This is a genomic window from Haloarcula sp. Atlit-7R (assembly GCF_003666065.1).
GTDB lineage: Archaea > Halobacteriota > Halobacteria > Halobacteriales > Haloarculaceae > Haloarcula > Haloarcula taiwanensis.
In genome coordinates, this window is the sequence record NZ_QXIK01000017.1 from 1 (window position 1) to 16,064 (window position 16,064).

16 protein-coding genes and 2 pseudogenes are annotated in these 16,064 nt (G+C 54.2%); 8 read left to right on the forward strand and 10 right to left on the reverse strand.

Annotated elements, in window-relative coordinates:
• Both D3D01_RS19970 and D3D01_RS19975 read left to right on the forward strand, forming a co-directional pair.
• Window positions 1–671 (forward strand): DUF4162 domain-containing protein (locus D3D01_RS19970; protein ID WP_121513494.1); only part of this gene is annotated, 671 nt, incomplete at its 5' end.
• Window positions 668–1,554, forward strand: a pseudogene (locus D3D01_RS19975) (ABC transporter permease). The gene D3D01_RS19970 and the pseudogene D3D01_RS19975, both read left to right, overlap by 4 nt.
• Before the next feature lie 226 nt (window positions 1,555–1,780).
• Here D3D01_RS19975 and D3D01_RS19980 read toward each other — a convergent pair.
• Entirely contained in the window at window positions 1,781–2,536 is a 756-nt protein-coding gene (locus tag D3D01_RS19980) for a sugar phosphate isomerase/epimerase (protein ID WP_121513495.1), read from the reverse strand.
• Between the two features lie 323 nt (window positions 2,537–2,859).
• Here D3D01_RS19980 and D3D01_RS19985 point away from each other — a divergent pair, with 323 nt between their 5' ends.
• Window positions 2,860–3,321 (forward strand): hypothetical protein, encoded by a 462-nt coding sequence (locus tag D3D01_RS19985; protein WP_147439958.1) that lies wholly within the window; start codon window positions 2,860–2,862, stop codon window positions 3,319–3,321.
• Window positions 3,322–3,399: 78 nt separating this feature from the next.
• Here the strand turns inward: D3D01_RS19985 and D3D01_RS19990 are convergent, their stop codons facing one another.
• Entirely contained in the window at window positions 3,400–3,753 is a 354-nt protein-coding gene (locus D3D01_RS19990; protein ID WP_121513497.1) for a HalOD1 output domain-containing protein, read from the reverse strand.
• A 536-nt stretch (window positions 3,754–4,289) separates the two neighbouring features.
• Between D3D01_RS19990 and D3D01_RS23805 the strand changes: the two genes are divergently transcribed.
• On the forward strand, window positions 4,290–5,087 hold the full coding sequence (locus D3D01_RS23805) for a response regulator (protein ID WP_158600526.1): 798 nt from the start codon (window positions 4,290–4,292) through the stop codon (window positions 5,085–5,087).
• 60 nt (window positions 5,088–5,147) lie between these two features.
• Here the strand turns inward: D3D01_RS23805 and D3D01_RS20000 are convergent, their stop codons facing one another.
• Window positions 5,148–6,026, reverse strand: coding sequence for a hypothetical protein (locus tag D3D01_RS20000; RefSeq protein WP_147439959.1), 879 nt, complete (start codon window positions 6,024–6,026; stop codon window positions 5,148–5,150).
• A gap of 206 nt (window positions 6,027–6,232) precedes the next feature.
• Here D3D01_RS20000 and D3D01_RS20005 point away from each other — a divergent pair, with 206 nt between their 5' ends.
• Window positions 6,233–7,114, forward strand: a complete 882-nt coding sequence (locus D3D01_RS20005) for a universal stress protein (RefSeq protein ID WP_121513499.1) — start codon at window positions 6,233–6,235, stop codon at window positions 7,112–7,114.
• 41 nt (window positions 7,115–7,155) lie between these two features.
• Here the strand turns inward: D3D01_RS20005 and D3D01_RS20010 are convergent.
• The 4 genes and pseudogenes from D3D01_RS20010 to D3D01_RS20025 form a co-directional block, all read right to left on the reverse strand.
• Window positions 7,156–7,386, reverse strand: a pseudogene (locus D3D01_RS20010) (hypothetical protein); the annotation flags it as partial.
• A 39-nt stretch (window positions 7,387–7,425) separates the two neighbouring features.
• Window positions 7,426–8,295 carry a universal stress protein gene (locus D3D01_RS20015; RefSeq protein ID WP_121513500.1) on the reverse strand — a complete coding sequence of 290 codons (870 nt, stop codon included), beginning with the start codon at window positions 8,293–8,295 and terminating at the stop codon, window positions 7,426–7,428.
• Between the two features lie 42 nt (window positions 8,296–8,337).
• A complete protein-coding gene (locus D3D01_RS20020; RefSeq protein WP_121513501.1) occupies window positions 8,338–9,216 on the reverse strand; it encodes a universal stress protein in 879 nt (292 codons plus the stop codon).
• On the reverse strand, window positions 9,209–9,514 hold the full coding sequence (locus D3D01_RS20025; RefSeq protein WP_199725511.1) for a DUF2267 domain-containing protein: 306 nt from the start codon (window positions 9,512–9,514) through the stop codon (window positions 9,209–9,211). Before D3D01_RS20025 ends, D3D01_RS20020 begins: the two co-directional genes overlap by 8 nt.
• 95 nt (window positions 9,515–9,609) lie before the next feature.
• On the opposite strand from D3D01_RS20025, the gene D3D01_RS20030 reads away from it, so the two are divergent.
• On the forward strand, window positions 9,610–10,506 hold the full coding sequence (locus D3D01_RS20030; RefSeq protein WP_121513502.1) for a universal stress protein: 897 nt from the start codon (window positions 9,610–9,612) through the stop codon (window positions 10,504–10,506).
• Window positions 10,507–11,652: 1,146 nt separating this feature from the next.
• Here the strand turns inward: D3D01_RS20030 and D3D01_RS20035 are convergent.
• From D3D01_RS20035 to D3D01_RS20045, 3 genes are all read right to left on the reverse strand, one after another.
• Window positions 11,653–13,308, reverse strand: a complete 1,656-nt coding sequence (locus tag D3D01_RS20035) for a histidine kinase N-terminal 7TM domain-containing protein (RefSeq protein WP_121513503.1) — start codon at window positions 13,306–13,308, stop codon at window positions 11,653–11,655.
• Between the two features lie 135 nt (window positions 13,309–13,443).
• A complete protein-coding gene (locus D3D01_RS20040) occupies window positions 13,444–14,097 on the reverse strand; it encodes a hypothetical protein (protein WP_121513504.1) in 654 nt (217 codons plus the stop codon).
• A complete protein-coding gene (locus D3D01_RS20045) occupies window positions 14,094–15,020 on the reverse strand; it encodes a GAF domain-containing protein (protein WP_121513505.1) in 927 nt (308 codons plus the stop codon). The genes D3D01_RS20040 and D3D01_RS20045 overlap by 4 nt, the downstream gene beginning before the upstream one ends.
• A 256-nt stretch (window positions 15,021–15,276) precedes the next feature.
• On the opposite strand from D3D01_RS20045, the gene D3D01_RS20050 reads away from it, so the two are divergent.
• A complete protein-coding gene (locus D3D01_RS20050) occupies window positions 15,277–15,582 on the forward strand; it encodes a DUF6516 family protein (RefSeq protein WP_121513506.1) in 306 nt (101 codons plus the stop codon).
• Between the two features lie 23 nt (window positions 15,583–15,605).
• Window positions 15,606–16,010 (forward strand): transcriptional regulator, encoded by a 405-nt coding sequence (locus tag D3D01_RS20055; RefSeq protein ID WP_121513524.1) that lies wholly within the window; start codon window positions 15,606–15,608, stop codon window positions 16,008–16,010.
• Window positions 16,011–16,064 lie beyond the last annotated feature (54 nt).

A 16,064-nucleotide genomic window follows, 5' to 3' on the forward strand; every position in this document is an offset into this window, starting at 1 on the left:
GTGGTGACCGTATCGACGAACTACTTGATCTCGTCGACCTCGCCGACGTTGGCGACAAGCAGGCCGAAGAATTCTCTGGAGGCATGAAAAAGCGTCTCGACGCCGCGATGGCACTCGTTCACCAGCCACCACTCGTCTTCCTCGACGAACCAACGACCGGCCTCGATCCAAAAGCCCGCAACCGGCTGTGGAAGTACTTCCAACGAATCAACGACCAGGGGACCACCATCTTCCTCACGACCCAGTACCTCGAAGAGGCCGACCAGCTCTGTGATCGTCTCTCAGTCATCCTTGATGGGAAGATCGTCGCGACCGGGTCGCCAGCCGATCTGAAACGCCGTGTCGGCGGCGAAATCCTCGACGTCGATCTGGAAGACGGGGAAGACGCGAGCGACCGCGCAGCTACCGTCGTTCGGGAGACGGATATCTTCGACTCGGAAGCGACGGTCGAGGTGACCGAAGACGGCATCAGCGTCACCTCCGAGAACGCTCGCGAGCGTGGCACGGACCTGCTTGTCGCCCTCCGGGATGAAGGATTGACAGTGACCGGGTTCAACATTCGTGCCCCGACCTTGGACGACGTTTTCCTCGCTATCACTGGCGACGAGATGGATGACGACCAAGCAGTGACGGGTGACGAGGCAGCAACTGCCGCGGAGGTCGAACGATGAGTACGCCGTCGACGGATTCCACGACGGGGGGCGACACCGATGTGCATCGAGTGAGCAACTCTTTCGTCGGTGACGTGTGGACGAATTTCAAACGCTGGAACCTGAAAGCCGTCCGCAACCCGTTCGTGTTGGTCGTCTCGCTCGTCCAGCCGATCATCTTCCTGCTGTTGTTCACCGAGGTGTTCGGGCAGATCGCTGGCGGGGCGATCAATCGCGGTGGCGGCGCCGGCATCAGTTACGAGACGTATCTAGTTCCGGCAATCGCGATCCAGGTGTCGCTGGCGGCGGCCATCACCTCCGGTATCGGCCTCGTGAACGACATCGAGGAGGGAATGTTCGAGAAAATCTTGGCGACGCCGATGAACCGGACGGCAGTGTTCGTCGGAAAGACGGCCGCAGAAGCACTCCGGATCGTGGTACAGGTCGGGATCATTCTCGGCCTCGGGGTCTTGCTCGGCGCGGAAATCGCCACCGGTTTCGTTGGTGCGGTCGGTATCATGCTCATCGGCCTGCTGTTTTCGCTGTGGTTCATCGCCCTCTCGAACGCGGCTGCCGTCATCACGAAAGACCAGGAGTCGACGATCATCGCGGCGAACCTCCTCCAGTTTCCGCTGTTGTTCCTCTCGTCGGCGTTCCTGCCGCTAGACGCCCTACCAGAGTGGATTCAAACGTTCGCTCGGTTCAACCCCGTTACATCGGGGTTGATGCCGCCCGGTCGCTGATGCTTGACCAAGACGTGATGACGATCGTTGAGGTCACGCAATTCAGCGGCATCTGGAACACACTGATTCCGGCAATTGTGGTTCTCGCAGTCCTCGATCTGGTACTCGGTGCTGTCGCGGTCTTCCTGCTCACCCGCGCGACGAGCTCGGACGTTAAGTGATGGGGTGCTTCTCTCCCTTCGTGTCTAATAGGGGGTCTTCACAGGTACCTGTCCTACCAGTTCGGAGCGGTATAGAATCGTAGTAACGCTCCCTTCGAGATGGACTTTCAGGCGCTTCCAAAGATCCGTCTACCCCGATCGTGTAGTCGTTCTCAACGTGTTAGGTTCACTGCCTCGGTTTATCGAGACCATATAGTCCGTACTCCTCCTTCGGGCGCGGGAGGAGTCAAGCGGTGGAGTCGAGATGGTCGGATATCCGACGGGCGGTATCTCGAAGTAACGGGCTGTCATCGGTGAAAACCTCGACGGCGACGGTCCCGTCGAAGCGGGGCAGGTACTCAGCTAATTGCTCGTACTCGATTTCGCCCGCACCGATCGGAAGGTGCGTGTCCCCGCGACTGCGGACGTCGTGGACGTGGAGGTGCGAGACAAGATCTGCATACTCTTTGAGGAAGCGCTCAATCCCATCGTCGCCATCCTCCATATAGGCGTGTCCGACGTCAAAACAGACTGGTATCCCATTCTCCTGGGCGATTTCACCGAGGACGGATAGCGGGAGTCCGCGGGCTTGGTGACCGACGTTCTCGACGACCACCTCGACGCCAGCTTCCTCGCCAGCGTCAGCGATTGCCGACAACTGGCGTGCAAACGTCGGTCGCTGGTCAGTGTCGTGAGGGTCGCGCATCGTCCCGTGGAGTACCGCCTTCTGTGCGTCGATAGTGCCTGCCCACGAGAGTAACTCGCCAAGGTAGTCCACGATCGCGTCGTTGAGTTGAGGGACTTGCGTCGCGACGACTTGATCGAACGGAAGGTGGACGCATGGGTTAGCGTCCGTATCCGCCAGCGCGTTCTGAAGGCGGGTGTCGTCGGTTTCGCTCGGGTTATATGCGGATTCGCCAATCGAGAGTTCTGCGAACGCAAAATCTCCTGCTGTTGCTTCTAATCGGTCCACCGAATCGCCGACAGTAAGCCCGATGTCCATATCACTACTACGGATTCTCGCCTTTTGTGGGGTGTGATTCAAATCACTGTGAGTCTGACCACTCAATAGCAGTACGGTTGATGTGTAACCGCATCAACTCTCCGTCGAAATCATCCACTCGCAATATGGAGATCAGTCTTCGTGATTGTGGGTCCGTTTACGGCTCATTGCTCCGGATGTGAACAGGGACATCCGTTCCAAGTGCGAACACACGCCTTACCGCTGAGTGTGACACGCTGTAGCAAGGATTTATTAATGTCGATAGTCTCGTTCTTGCATACAGGCGTCCAATAGAATACATTGGTTCCAGACAAGACCCAACAATGCCTTCATCTAACGACACCCGCGAGAACGAAGATAGTGCTAACGACCAGCCACCACCCTCTCGTGTGATTGAACCTGAAGAGGTAGCAGAGGTTCCATGCTTGCCGGGCCATCTCTTTGAGGTGCTGGCGGATGTGCGGAAGCGGTACGCGCTCTACTACCTGCAGCAAGGAGACGGACGAGGGACGCTGACTGATATCGCGGACCAGTTGGTGGCGTCCAGGGCCACCACGGCTGCTGGAAATGAAACTGAAAAAAAACATTGCCACGTCTACACCGCACTCTATCACGCTGACCTGCCGAAACTCGCAGACTGTGGCCTGATTACCTTCGACTGCGAGACTGGAAAAGTTACTGCCGCCGACAAATTCGACGCCATTGAGCCGTATCTTCACTTCGCCCAACTCGCAGAGCCAAACGACTATGAGCAGTTCCGTGGGCAACTGAATGACAATGAGTAGCGGTAGCGAGGTTCAAGTTGGGACAGCGGTGAAGTCTACGATTACCGAGAGCAACTAGCCCATCTGCCGAACTCGTTCCTACTCATGCCCGCTTTTGTCGGGGATTCCCCCCCCCCTTTCTGATATACTAGCTACAACTTCTCCAGTCGAATAGACCGTCACGTCAGAACCGTCAAGTTCAAATGAAACAGCTATACCACTTTTCGAGTCGTCGGAACCGTGCTGAAAGAGCGCGTCCAGTGCGTCCGGGTCAACCACGTCATATAGTGGTTCTATCTCGGTAGGTCCATTGCCGGTGACAGCGGCCAGAGCCGTCACGACAGCGTGGCTCGCTCCGCCGTCACGCGAGGCATCAAACTGAACATGATACGTCTCGGTGTCTGGGTCGTGTCCTTCGCTATCTGTTGGGCTATGGTTCTCGAAGTTAGTCATACATTCACCTCGGCACCGCGCATCGCTGTTAGTGCCACAGGACCATACAGATATAGGGTTGGTGGTTCATGACACGGTGTTATCGTCGATGGGTAAGATCTCCGCTATAGATCGTGCTGACCGTTCCACACGCAGGGATTACAGAGATCCTTTCCGAGGGGTTCGTCACATCCGTAGTCCTCAGAACGGTCGTCCGTGACGCCGAACGCGTTGAGAGAGACACTACTGTTGGCTGGTTGTTTCCAGCGGATTGTTTCCTGAATAGTCACTGCAAAACCGGTGCGTATAGGTCTCGGCCTGAGAGGCGTCTGATGGACACGGCCAGATTATATGACTCCGTGCATACTACTTTCTGTAATCAGGGGGGAGGGAAGCGTGTGACAATTCCCCTCCGTTATCCTGTGAGGGGGGCTTACCGGTAAGCGTTCCTGATTTGTAGCCCAGAGTATCCGAGTTTCACCAATCGTTATTTCGAAACGCAGATGTTAGTAAAACCAGCAGTGCAGTACATATAGCGTCGGGCTGTAGGGTATGCGATGGGAGGTGATGGTATCGTTTCGGACGAGAGGATTCGTGTCCTCTACGTGGATGACGATCAGGGACTGCTAGACCTCACAAAGACGTATCTGGAACGACGCGCAAACTTGAGTGTTGAGACTGCCTCCTGTGCAACCACCGCACTTGATCGATATGAAAACGAGTCGTTTGATTGCATCGTCTCGGACTACCAGATGCCAAACGTCGATGGACTGGAATTCCTGAATCGCATCCGAACGAATCTCAACTCAACAACTCCATTTATTATCTTCACGGGAAACAGTCGCGAAGAAGTCGCAATTGAGGCGTTAAATCTCGGAGCGACCCGCTATCTCCAGAAGGGCGGTGATCCTCAGACACAGTTTGACATACTTGCCGACGCAATTGAACAGACGGTCACATACGATCGAACCGCAAAACAGGCCAGAAAGTACGAGACTCGTCTCAAACAAGCACAAAAGATTGGTCACTTCGGCATCCTTGATTGGAACCTCGCTAGTGATGGGGTGCACTGTTCGGATGAACTCCGCAAAATGTTCGATCTGCCCAACGAAGGTTCTCTGACGATCCGTGACATTGAGGCGGTAGTGCATCCTGAGGATCGAGACCGAATAGAAAAAGGCCTAGAAGAGGCTATTGCAGACGAAGCGGAGTGTGAGATTGAGTACCGCGTCGTGCACTCCGATGGTAACGTGCTCTGGATACAAACTCAGGCGGGACTGGTCCGAAACCAAGATAAAGATGCATCCCATCTTGTCGGTATCGCTTTTGACATAAGTTCCGCAAAAGACCAGTAACCGTCGTATTGAATTTATACCGGTACGATGTACACGGCTCCGAGCATATCTTATTGATGATCATAATTTTGATGGAGGAATCTTCTCCGTGCTTGAAATGCCAAAGCGGTCGCGGTCAATATCGAGATCGAACGTGATACGGCCATCTGGATCCGCTTCGCGCCAGAACTCGGGGAATTTTGTAACCGTCATTGTTCGTCGTTGCTGACTCCCCTGCCCGAACCAGCCGAAGTCCAGGACTCCTTCGAAGGTTCGCTTGAGAAGCGCTCGTTCTCTCTCAGTAAGAAGCTCAGAATCGGCACCGGCAATGAGAATACTATTCGACTCAGCGGCTACGTGACAAAGCGTCTGCGAGATGAAATACAGATCCATCGGGTCAAGAAATTTCGAGGTGATCGGGAGAAAGTCAGAAATCGAGTCAACTATCGCAATCTCGCCTGGAACCTCCTCAATCAGGTCGTCAAACCGGCGAAAAACTTGCTGATATTTATCGCTGGGTCGTTCTTCCTTTGATTCATATGTGAATCCCGTTCCGTTTTCGGCTGGCTTGACTGGCCCGAGATCTGCTACATCATCGGCGAGACTGTGGAAACTGATGTGCTCAAGTGCCGTATCCACCCACTCTGAACTCCCGGTATCGTGAAGATTTCTCTGGAATCGCGTCTCCGAATCATTGATTGATAAATACCGAACCTGTGATGGCTGTCGAACATTGCTACTTACCTCCCCATATGCTAATTCAAAGAGGTCCGACTCGGCCTGCCAGTTTCCGTGTAGTATCGCAATCGTTCGAAGGAACTCATGATACCCTGTTCCAAACGGTCCCATCGCGAGGAGGGTGGTTCCTGGTCGAATACCTCCACGAAGACGACTATCGATACTTGGGACGCCTATCGGTATCTTTGGAGTGCTCTTATTGTCGGTCGCATTTGAATCCATACTCAAAGGTTGTCCTAGTGGACTGATAATCATTCGGCTGCTGACGCCTGCCTCTTAGCCGTGAAACGGCCCGAACGCACAGATCAGACACTTATCGATGGTCTTCGAATCCCTGTCAGAACAGAGTACCCAGGCTCGGACCGGAAGGAACTGGTCGGCGCTCTCCCGGGACTGATTTTTTCTGCGTCCGTGCTGTTATCCGATCCATGCTCGAACAAATTCTCTTTCCGACGGATGGAAGCGGTGGGGCATCGGTTGCGTTCGATCATGTATTAAATCTTGCAGCCCACCACAACGCAACGGTCCATATCATCCACGTCGCAGAAACTACGCAGGATAATATTCTAACACTTCGAGATGACGATGTTGATGCCCTCAAACAGGAGGGTAACAAAATCATCCGTGGGGCAGCCGAGCAGGCACACCAACGTGGTGTTGACACCGCCACCAAAGTCCTTCAGGGAGAACCATATCGCGAGATTATCGACTACGCCGAAGAACACGAACTCGATCTTGTCGTCATGCCAACGCACGGACGCCGAGGACTCGAACGGTTTCTGCTTGGCAGCACCAGCGAACGGGTTGTCCGTCGAGCAGACGTCCCCGTACTTACGATTCGGCCTGACGACGATGTCCGAGTCGCTCATCCATACCAAGATATCCTTATCCCCACTGATGGAAGTGACTGCGCAAATCAAGCGCTCGCTCTCGGTACTGACCTCACAGAAGCCGAGGGCGCAGCACTGCATCTCCTCTCTGCAGTCGATATCGCAGCGTTGGGAGTTGACGTCCGTACCGATATCCAGACGGAGATGCTAGATGAAAGTGCCAATGAACTCCTCGATGAAGCCGTAACGTTCGCGGACAACGCGGGCGTCGAAGTCGCATCGAAATCGGTCCAGTACGGCCCCTCGATTCACAAAGCAATCCTCACCTATATCGAGGAACACGACATCGACCTCGTCGTCGTCGGTACTCATGGCCGGACCGGTTTCGATCGATACGTTCTGGGAAGCGTCACTGAGTCTCTCGTTCGGACATCACCAATTCCAGTGCTGACAGTCCGTACATTCGAATCGAAGACGTAGGTATCCACCGATAGTACAGACGACGAGATGCTTCTCGGGTATTAATCAAGCGGATCTTCGAGGTCGCCCATTACGGCTTCGAGGGCGTCAGTTGCGGTGAGAAGCCCGACGGTCTCGCCATCTCGGATGACGAGCGCTAATTCTTGATCTTGTGCTTGAAACTGGTCGAACGCATCGCTGACGTTTGTCGCTACCGCCAGCGTCATCCGTGGTGCTGCGATCTCAGCGAACGACAGCCCACCTGAGTTCAGGGCCTCGAAGTAGGCGATAAGCAAGAAAGACCGATAGTTCCGAGGAAGTTCACGGAACCGCTACTCGCCGTGCCCAACCGTGATAACGGGTACGGGTGCAGAGCGGACGGTCTTTTCAGCGACGCTCCCGAGCAGGATTCGATCAGTCCCGCGTCTCCCCGTCGTCCCCATCACGACGGCGTGAATATCGCTCGATTCGACCATGTCGAGTATGACCTCATTCGGTGTCCCGTGTTCGATGTGCCGGACTGTGTTCGCGACCCCGTACGTTTCTGCCTCGGATACAAGATCGTCGACGGCATCGGTCGCAGCCTGTTCTTGCTCCCGCCCCGAGATCGTTGAACGAACGTCCAGCCCGAGCGAGGTCTCATCCACGACAGACAGCGCGTGAACGGTCGAATCAAGATCCGCTGCAAGGGAGAGACCGTGCTCAGCAGCGTGGGTCGCTCCGGTACTCCCGTCGGTCGGGATGAGGATGTTCTCGTAGGGGAACGCCAGTTGCTCGTCGGGCTGCATCCGCACCGTAAGAACGGGAACGGAAGAGAGGCGGACGACTTTCTCGGTGACGCTTCCGACGAGGTATCGTGACACCCCCTTCCGGCCATGCGTCGGCATCACGACCAGGTCGTGGTCGTACCGCTCAGCGTACTCGACAATCGTCGGCGCTGGATTCCCCTGGACGACATCGGACTCGTAGTCCGCCCCAAGGGTTCGCAGTGTCTTCTCCGCATCCTCAACGATGCCTTCGCCCTCCTGGATGAGTGCATCGACAACTTGGGTTTCGACGACGGTGACGCTATCGCGTGTCGTATCCGCTACAAAGAGGACGTGGATCGTAGCATCAGCCCAGTGGGCGATCTCAGTAGCGTGATGCAGTGCCTCCGCAGCCCCATCGCTTCCATCGAACGGGAGCAGAATATCCTCGTACATACGTACTGTAAGCGACTACGGGAATCACGTCCAAATGGTTTGTCACCTACTCGATTCCGGCTCACGAACCCACATCACCGGAACTGGTGACGTTCGAACGATTTTCGCACTCACGCCGCCCATCATGTATCGGCTGAAATCGGTCTCTCCGTGCGTACCCAGAACAGCGAGGTCGATCGCGTTCCCTTCGATGTAGTTCCGGATCTCCTTTGACGGGACGCCGAACTCGATCTCGGTCTCGATAGCTTCGAGTGACGCCGCCTCCGCGGTCTCAGTAGCAGCTGCCATAATCTCGTTCGCTCGCTCCGTCAATTCCTCCTCTTTCAGGACGGATCGAGCGTCGGGGCCCAGACTCCCTGTCTCGACGACGTGAAGCAGATGGAGTGTTGCACCAGTCGCTTTCGCGACGGCGATTCCTTCGGCCAATGCGAGTTCGGCACCGCGGCTTCCATCCGTTGGAACGAGGAGATCCTGGCACGGATAGGTGAGCGGACGCTCTCTGTCGGGATTGACCGCAACCACGGGCACTTCTGCGGTGTTGATGACGCGTTCTGTGACACTTCCGAGGAGAAACCGCTTGAGACCACGCCGCCCGTGGGTGGGCATCACGATCAGGTCGGTGTCTGATTGGTCGCTGTACTCGACAATCGACGTCGATGGGCCACCTTGGCGTACCTCCGGGACGACGGAAATTCCCTGTGCTGTCGCACGCTGTGCTGCTTTCTCAACGATCTGTTCTCCTTCTTGCTCTAGTACGTCGATGACCTCTCCGCGTATCTGAGTGAGGTTGTCTTGACTGGTGTCTGCGACGTTGAGAATGTGGATCGTCGCCTCGTGTTCGGCTGCAATCTCGAGTGCATAGTCGAGGACTGAATCGGCCGGTTCGCTTCTGTCCGTCGGGAACAGTATCTGGTCATACATAGTAGCGAAGTCTGGAAGGACTGTGTGCAGGTCGCTGTCCACCTTCGATCTCGCTGCCGCACGTAATGAATTTATTCCAGTCGAAGTGCTGCCTGTGTTCGTGGACAGCCCCTGTCAGGAACCACGTGACCGCCATCGGAATTGAGGTGGCGAGATCCTCGGCGTTTCTCTTGGAGATTGGCTGACCCAGAGTCATGAGTGTTGCTCGAATCACACGGACCCCCTCACCGCCGTCACGGAGTTCGAGATGGTGTTGTACCTTACTTGTGAATCCGTCCAAGTCCATGGCATTTCCCATCGTAGTGATTCGAGCGCCTCCGGTATAATCGCTTGTCCGCTGGAGTCGCTCCGGCAACGGTGAAGGGGACGGGGTTGAAACAGAGATCCAGAAGAATGTTTGACCGAATCATCATTGCGGTCGATGGGAGCGCCGAAGCCAAGCATGCCGCGAGACGAGGTATTGACCTCGCAAAGGTTGTCGATGCCAGTGTGGATGTACTTCACGTTGTCCCACGGAAGTCACTCCGGCTCACGCAAACAGCGGACGAGCAGTCACGGGTTCGAGATCGGGGTGAGGATGTTCTCTCTGAAATTGAGGAGCTTGCGTCAGACCGTGACTATCCCATTACGACAACACTGTCCGAAGGCAAACCGGCCGCACGAATCAGTGAGTACGCAGCCGACCAGAACGCTGACCTTATGGCCATCGGGCGTCAGGGAATGACTGGGCTGGGTAAACGTCTCCTCGGCGGCGTCACCGAGCAGGTTCTCCACCAGAGTGATGTGCCGGTGTTTGTCATTCCTGATGGTGATCGTGTGAGTGGGGAGATAACCGAATACGGTCGGATGCTTATTCTGACGGACGGGAGTGAAAATGCCGAGGAGGTGACGCAATACGGTGCGGCGATTGCCCAGCCCTACGATTCAGACGTTCACGTGCTGAACGTTGTCGACTTACAGGCTGCAGGAGGGGCGTTTAACGCAGGCGGCCTCGAGAAGGAATTCATTGAACGGCTCGATACGCAAGGGCAGGAAGCTGTCGATCGGGTCGTAACGGAAATAGAAGACACCCGTTCTGATTTTAATATACTGACTGCTGTCGAACGGACAAACTCATTCGAGGGGGCCGCTGCTGGCATCTGTGAATACGTCGACAACAACCAGATCAACCTCGTTGTCATGGGGTCTCACGGTCGGTCGAATCTTCGCCGTCAACTGCTCGGAAGCGTTGCCTCAACCGTACTTCGAACGGTTGACGTGCCAGTGCTAATCGCTAAACGGAGTGCCTGAGAAACGACCAGTCTAAGTACACACCGACAAACTTCCGCCTCAGGCATAGCAGTTGACTGTCGACTGAGCGCAGTGGTAGCAGAGGCAAAGTCGCCACCGTCATCATCTTTGAGAAAAGTTCAACAAGGTAACACCACTACAACCACGAACGGCCGAACTAGACGCTCGATGAAAGAACGTCAGTTGAGATCATTCAAAACCAGACAGTGCCGTGCCAGTCAATGGCTCGAAGGAATCACGACTGGCCTTTGCATGCGCTGTCACACGTTTTCCCGAAGAACGAATCCTTCTGCACGTGATGGAACCGTTCCCCGACCATTCGAAAGCGGCGGGACACCAAGGATGGCGAAGAAAACGGGTTCCCGAAGGGGAACAGCACTTGTTAGACAAGACCGTGAAACGGTGTGCCGAGTATTCCGGCACGATTACGACTGAGTTCGTCTACGGTTGGCCAGTTCGCGTAATTTACCGATACCCCAGACTCACGGGATCGGTAAGGTCATTATTTTACTACGATCAGAGGATGAAATAACTTCGTCTTCAAATTTTTGCCCAATTGACATCTTCTTCGACTGATCCGAACCTCTTGATTTCTTGGGGTACATCAAGATTTGAACTCACGGCTCTGGCTTTGATTCCTTCCGAGACAAAGGCTATTTTTTCCACACCGGCTTCCTGAGCGTTGCTTGATCACTCAACTGCAAGGTGCTCTTGCGTGTCGCGGCTGAGAGTAACCTTGAGACCAAATTCTGTGATCGTTGCGGTTACTTCCTGCTGTGAGGCGATATCAAGCCATTCACTTTCGACGGCGCTTATTTCCTCCGTCTCGCCGTTCCACTCTGTCAGGTCTTTACGACAATGTTCCCAAACTGTTCATGCTCAAACTCAATCGAGCTATTTTGAGACACGACTATAACAATAGGTTGCACAGGCATGGAAACATTACATAACAAGTTAGGTGAACCTGTGCTCACTTCTAATTTGATTATCAACTTACGCTCACGGCGTCGGTCTGGACCTACTTCCGGTCTAAAATTTTTGACCTCTTGTGCAGCAGTCTATTAACGAGCGGTCGTGGCCGGCGACAAGTAAAAGACGATTGTTGACGCTGGAATTGGCACTATTCTTGCAGGTTAGAGGGTGAAGCTACTGGCTGAGCGTGTTAACACCCGAGACGACAATTCGGATTCCGCCTTGATACGACGTATCAAGCGTCACCTCCCAGTCATGGGTTTCGGCAAGCACCCGTAGATTCGGGAGTGTCAATCCAGCCTCAGCATCGGGAATCGCGCTGCCGTACTCGAAATATGATGATGGATCAGTGTCACCTGTCGGCATGCCGTCATCAGTGATGGTAAATCCGTTGTCGGTAACAGCAACGATGGTCTTGGTTGCGCCATTGTGTGTACCAAAAATAAACGCATTGAAAAAAATCTCCTCTAGGCGTTCGGGATCAGCTGTGAGTTCTGCATTCTCTTCAATCAAAAGGGTACCATCATCAATATCGGCCGTCGCCCATGCGGTCTTAGCGATACTCTCAATATCGACCGTCTCAGTCTGGCTGGCTTCGACGCTTTGGCCGTATCGGGCGAGGTTCGCCAGATCGTCGACAATATCTGCCATCCGTTGAGAGGCATCTGAGGCGGTCTGCAAGCTATCCCGAGCTAAATCTACCTCACCGTCTTCGACCGCGTCGCCAGCGATGTCGATTCTGGCGCTGACAATCTGGAGTGTGTTGAGTAGCTCATGTCGAATTGCGGCAGCGAACCCCTCCAGTTGTTCATTCTGTCGTTCTAACTCCCGGCGTTGTCGTTCAGTTTGGGTCACATCGGTAAACAGCACCATCCGTCCGATATCGGTCCGGCCCAACGAAAACGGTGTATCGCTGACCAGATAGTGTTTGGTTTCATTATCGCTTGTCCAGTCAAGAATCCAGTTCTGGTCACCAAGCTTCGCACTTGCTGATGGGATAACTACATCCAGTGGTTCCCCCGTTGCTCCAATTAGGTCCGGGAACAACTGCTTAGCGCGTCTGTTGTGATGATTGATACGGTCGTTGCGATTCAGGTAGATGACCGGCGCATTAACATTGTCGGTGAGTTGGACCGCGAGAAACTCTTCTTCAAACACGTACAAGACGCCGATTGCGAAGACAGCGACACCAAGCGGCTCATAGTTGATTTCAATCAAAAAATCGCTGGCGAAGCCGATGATATCGAACACCACAGGGAGGCCGGTTATCCCGACAAGTATGGCTAGCGGCCGCGTATCGTAATCAGCTTCCAGAAACAGCTCGTACAACATAAAGAAGCCTACAGCGACAAGCGCGTAGGAGAGGCCGGTAACAACCCAATGGAATGTGCCGTGCATGATTGTCAAATGTGGGAACGGAACGGTTACAAACCTCGTCTGGAAGTACCAGCCATGGAGAGGATTAGTAACTTTTACTGCGATGATGGCGATATATATCGCTAACGCGAGACGTCTATACATTCTGTCTCGGTGGAAAGACCGTCCAGTGTAAGCTGAAGCAAAGTATAGCCAAGCCCCGACGGTAGTGAGTCCGATTATCAGGCTGAGTGTATAGGCCCCATAGCCTATCGCAGGTGTTGGGGCTATCAAAAAGGCAAGTTGTAGTGCCGCCCAGCTGCCACTTCCGACAAGCAACCCGACCAACCCTCTACGGGTGTCGGCATCTGTAATATGTATGGCACGTTTGAGAGCGATCACACAGCCGAGCGTAGCCAGTCCGTAGGCGAACACGTAGATGATAAAAACGGGCGACACGTCATTGGTGATCATCAACCGCGTATAATTGACTGACTGATTTGACTCCTCTGCTCAAATTACAGTAGTTGATAATCATACAATTATTGTTATCTAAAATCATGTAAAAGACTGAATACAGACGACTAAAACATGGCAAGGGGCTTTCGGTTACAGAGACACGTCGACTGTCTCTTCGTTCAGGTCGAGTCCCTCAACAGTGAGCGTCGCTTGACTTGGGCCGGTTTTTTCGACTTCGACATGTGCCGAAAAGGAGGTCTGGAGGCCTTTAATTGTGCTATTCATATCTGCTCCGATGTCGGCACTGGTGTCGAGCGCACAGACACCGATACCCTCTCCACGACGCAACTCGGTGAGGAAATTCGAGTTGAGAAAGCGGTACAGTGAGCGAGTGTCGTCAACTTCGCTCGCGATAGATGAACACAGCAAGATACCCGAACGGAACCGGTCGGAATGTTGTTGTGCCGACGCCACGAGCGTCGAGAAGTCCATCCCGAGCCGTGTGAGGTCGCTGATATCGTCAACCGACTGGATGTCGTCACCAACTGCGGGCCCTTCGCAGGTGAGTACGGATGCGCGCGAACCGGCACCAGTACGGACATCGTTTAGATTGCGTTGTATCGCACGACCGCCGTCGTTTGTTGAGAGGACAATAGAGCGCTCGTCGTCATCGGCCGCCATCAGGTGAGAAAACACGGACTGCAGCGCCTCGGTGTCGTCGCCGGTCAGCAAGATACTCGTCCCGCTATCAATGGGCGGCAGCGACAGTGACGGTGTCTCGAATCCGTCGTTTGCGAGACTCACTGTTTTGCCCCCTTATTACGGGCCGAACGAAGCGATTGTCGAAGATCGAGAATTTCCATCGCCATCTCCGCGAAATCCTGCAGTTCAGCGCGCTCTTCGGCATCGTAGTGCCGTTCCTCGAAGTCGATAGCACAGACTTGCCCGATAACCTGTCCGTCGGGGGCGGTCATGTTCGCACCCGCGTAGGAGACGATACCAAGATTCTCCAACTGTTCGTTCTTACTGAAGCGGCTGTCCGTCGCAATGTTCTCGACGACCATCACGTTATCCTGTAACATGCTGTGGGTACAAATTGTGTCCTCACGGGTTAGCGAGTCGAAGTCGCCGCCGTGACAGGCGAGGAAGTTCTCTTCGTCTTCCTCGATGAGGCCGACAAACGCAACTCCGACATCGAAGTGACTGGCGATGAGGTCGGTAAGCCGCTCGAAGCTCTCCTCAATGGGCAGTTCCTCGATGTCGTACTCTGACAGTGTAGCAAGTCGTTTTTCCTCGTCGTCGGGGCGGAGAAATCCGACTTGGGCGCTGTGTTCAATAATATCGTTCGTCACGAAGCCCAATCGGTCGTGGGCGTCGGGAAGGTCACGGTTCAGATACTCGACCATAGTCTCCTCGAAAGAGGCAGTGTCTATCTCGTTCGGCGGGAGGTCAGTAAAGAGGACGCTGGGGACCTGCGGGGCGTGTTCTCTGACTGTGTTTATTACGTCCATCCCGCTACCGTCGACCAGATCGTAGGCCGTGATGACACAAATTACTGGCTCCTCGGCGATGACTTCAGTCGCTGCCTCGACACTCGTCGCCTCCACTGCAGTCAACGTTTCTTCATCGTCGATAGCTTCAGACACTGCATCGATTCGGTCACTCTTATCAACACAAAGTACTGTTCGCGAGAGAGTACCCGCGTCATCGGTTGTCGCTTTGGACATACCTCATCTACCTGCTAAGGATATTTATTCCTGCACCACCAATTATCACGCTTGATATTACAAGCAATATTTATTCGAATACCTAAAATAATGCTTAAGAAGAAATTCAGTAGATAGCGGTTTGTACGAATCGTTCAAAAACCGGCCAGTTTATTAATCCAGCAGTCACCACAAAAAGTCCCGATCAGAATCTTCGCGTTCTATGGGGTTCACTCCATAGGCTTATGTTTATGGAGGTAATAACATAGGTTAGCGGATGGCGTCCTATACGACAATCGAAGACTGGCGGGATGTCGAGGACGGCTACGTTGTTGTAGTGACCATCCGGCAGACCGCCGATGAAAAGTACCCCTGTGGCTGGGATTACAGTCTGCATCTCGGCGAAGTTGGTGGCGAAACCATCATTCGATACGACAACGCTCACGAACGACAGAAAGGACACGAACGCCACACTCAGACCGATATCGAATATATCGATTTCCCCGGAATGCTCACGCTCTATGACCGATTCAAAGAGGAAGCTGAAGAACTGTCGCCCGTCTCATGGGACTGGTCACTGTAGGGCGCCTCCAGGAGGTTCACACTATGCCAACGCTCAAAGTCACTGTCGGTGAACGCGACCGTCTCGATCAGCGTACCCGCAGTCGCATCGAGGCTGCACAGGAGGGACAAGATCTTGAGGACGCCCAACCAGTGCTCAATTTCGAATCGTACACCGCACTCAGTCGGCTCCTCAGTCCAAAGAATCTGGAACTGCTAGAGGCGATCTCGGATCACGACCCTGACAGCATTCGCGAGGCTGCCGAACTCGTCGACCGAGACTACAAACAGGTCCATCGGAATCTCACTGAACTCGAATCGATCGGTGTCATTGAGTTCGAAGGAGGGGGCTCCGGGCAGGCAAAGAAACCGTTGTTGACCTACGATGGGCTCGAAATTGATATCCCGTTTGCTGGATCGAGCGATAATATCGGTGCTGCTGCCCCGTGACAGTTACTGAGGTCGACAAAAGGTGAATAACTTATACACTCGGTTGCGGCCGCA

What these genes read in the sequence shown, in the direction of transcription:
- D3D01_RS20020 (WP_121513501.1), bottom strand. Translation starts at nt 9,216, where the DNA reads ATGTATGACCAGATACTGTTCCCGACGGACAGAAGCGAACCGGCCGAT.
- D3D01_RS20050 (WP_121513506.1), top strand. Translation starts at nt 15,277, where the DNA reads ATGGCGTCCTATACGACAATCGAAGACTGGCGGGATGTCGAGGACGGC.
- D3D01_RS19980 (WP_121513495.1), bottom strand. Translation starts at nt 2,536, where the DNA reads ATGGACATCGGGCTTACTGTCGGCGATTCGGTGGACCGATTAGAAGCA.
- D3D01_RS20030 (WP_121513502.1), top strand. Translation starts at nt 9,610, where the DNA reads ATGTTTGACCGAATCATCATTGCGGTCGATGGGAGCGCCGAAGCCAAG.
- D3D01_RS19985 (WP_147439958.1), top strand. Translation starts at nt 2,860, where the DNA reads ATGCCTTCATCTAACGACACCCGCGAGAACGAAGATAGTGCTAACGAC.
- D3D01_RS20000 (WP_147439959.1), bottom strand. Translation starts at nt 6,026, where the DNA reads ATGGATTCAAATGCGACCGACAATAAGAGCACTCCAAAGATACCGATA.
- D3D01_RS20055 (WP_121513524.1), top strand. Translation starts at nt 15,606, where the DNA reads ATGCCAACGCTCAAAGTCACTGTCGGTGAACGCGACCGTCTCGATCAG.
- D3D01_RS20025 (WP_199725511.1), bottom strand. Translation starts at nt 9,514, where the DNA reads ATGGGAAATGCCATGGACTTGGACGGATTCACAAGTAAGGTACAACAC.
- D3D01_RS23805 (WP_158600526.1), top strand. Translation starts at nt 4,290, where the DNA reads ATGGGAGGTGATGGTATCGTTTCGGACGAGAGGATTCGTGTCCTCTAC.
- D3D01_RS20045 (WP_121513505.1), bottom strand. Translation starts at nt 15,020, where the DNA reads ATGTCCAAAGCGACAACCGATGACGCGGGTACTCTCTCGCGAACAGTA.
- D3D01_RS20005 (WP_121513499.1), top strand. Translation starts at nt 6,233, where the DNA reads ATGCTCGAACAAATTCTCTTTCCGACGGATGGAAGCGGTGGGGCATCG.
- D3D01_RS20015 (WP_121513500.1), bottom strand. Translation starts at nt 8,295, where the DNA reads ATGTACGAGGATATTCTGCTCCCGTTCGATGGAAGCGATGGGGCTGCG.
- D3D01_RS19990 (WP_121513497.1), bottom strand. Translation starts at nt 3,753, where the DNA reads ATGACTAACTTCGAGAACCATAGCCCAACAGATAGCGAAGGACACGAC.
- D3D01_RS20035 (WP_121513503.1), bottom strand. Translation starts at nt 13,308, where the DNA reads ATGATCACCAATGACGTGTCGCCCGTTTTTATCATCTACGTGTTCGCC.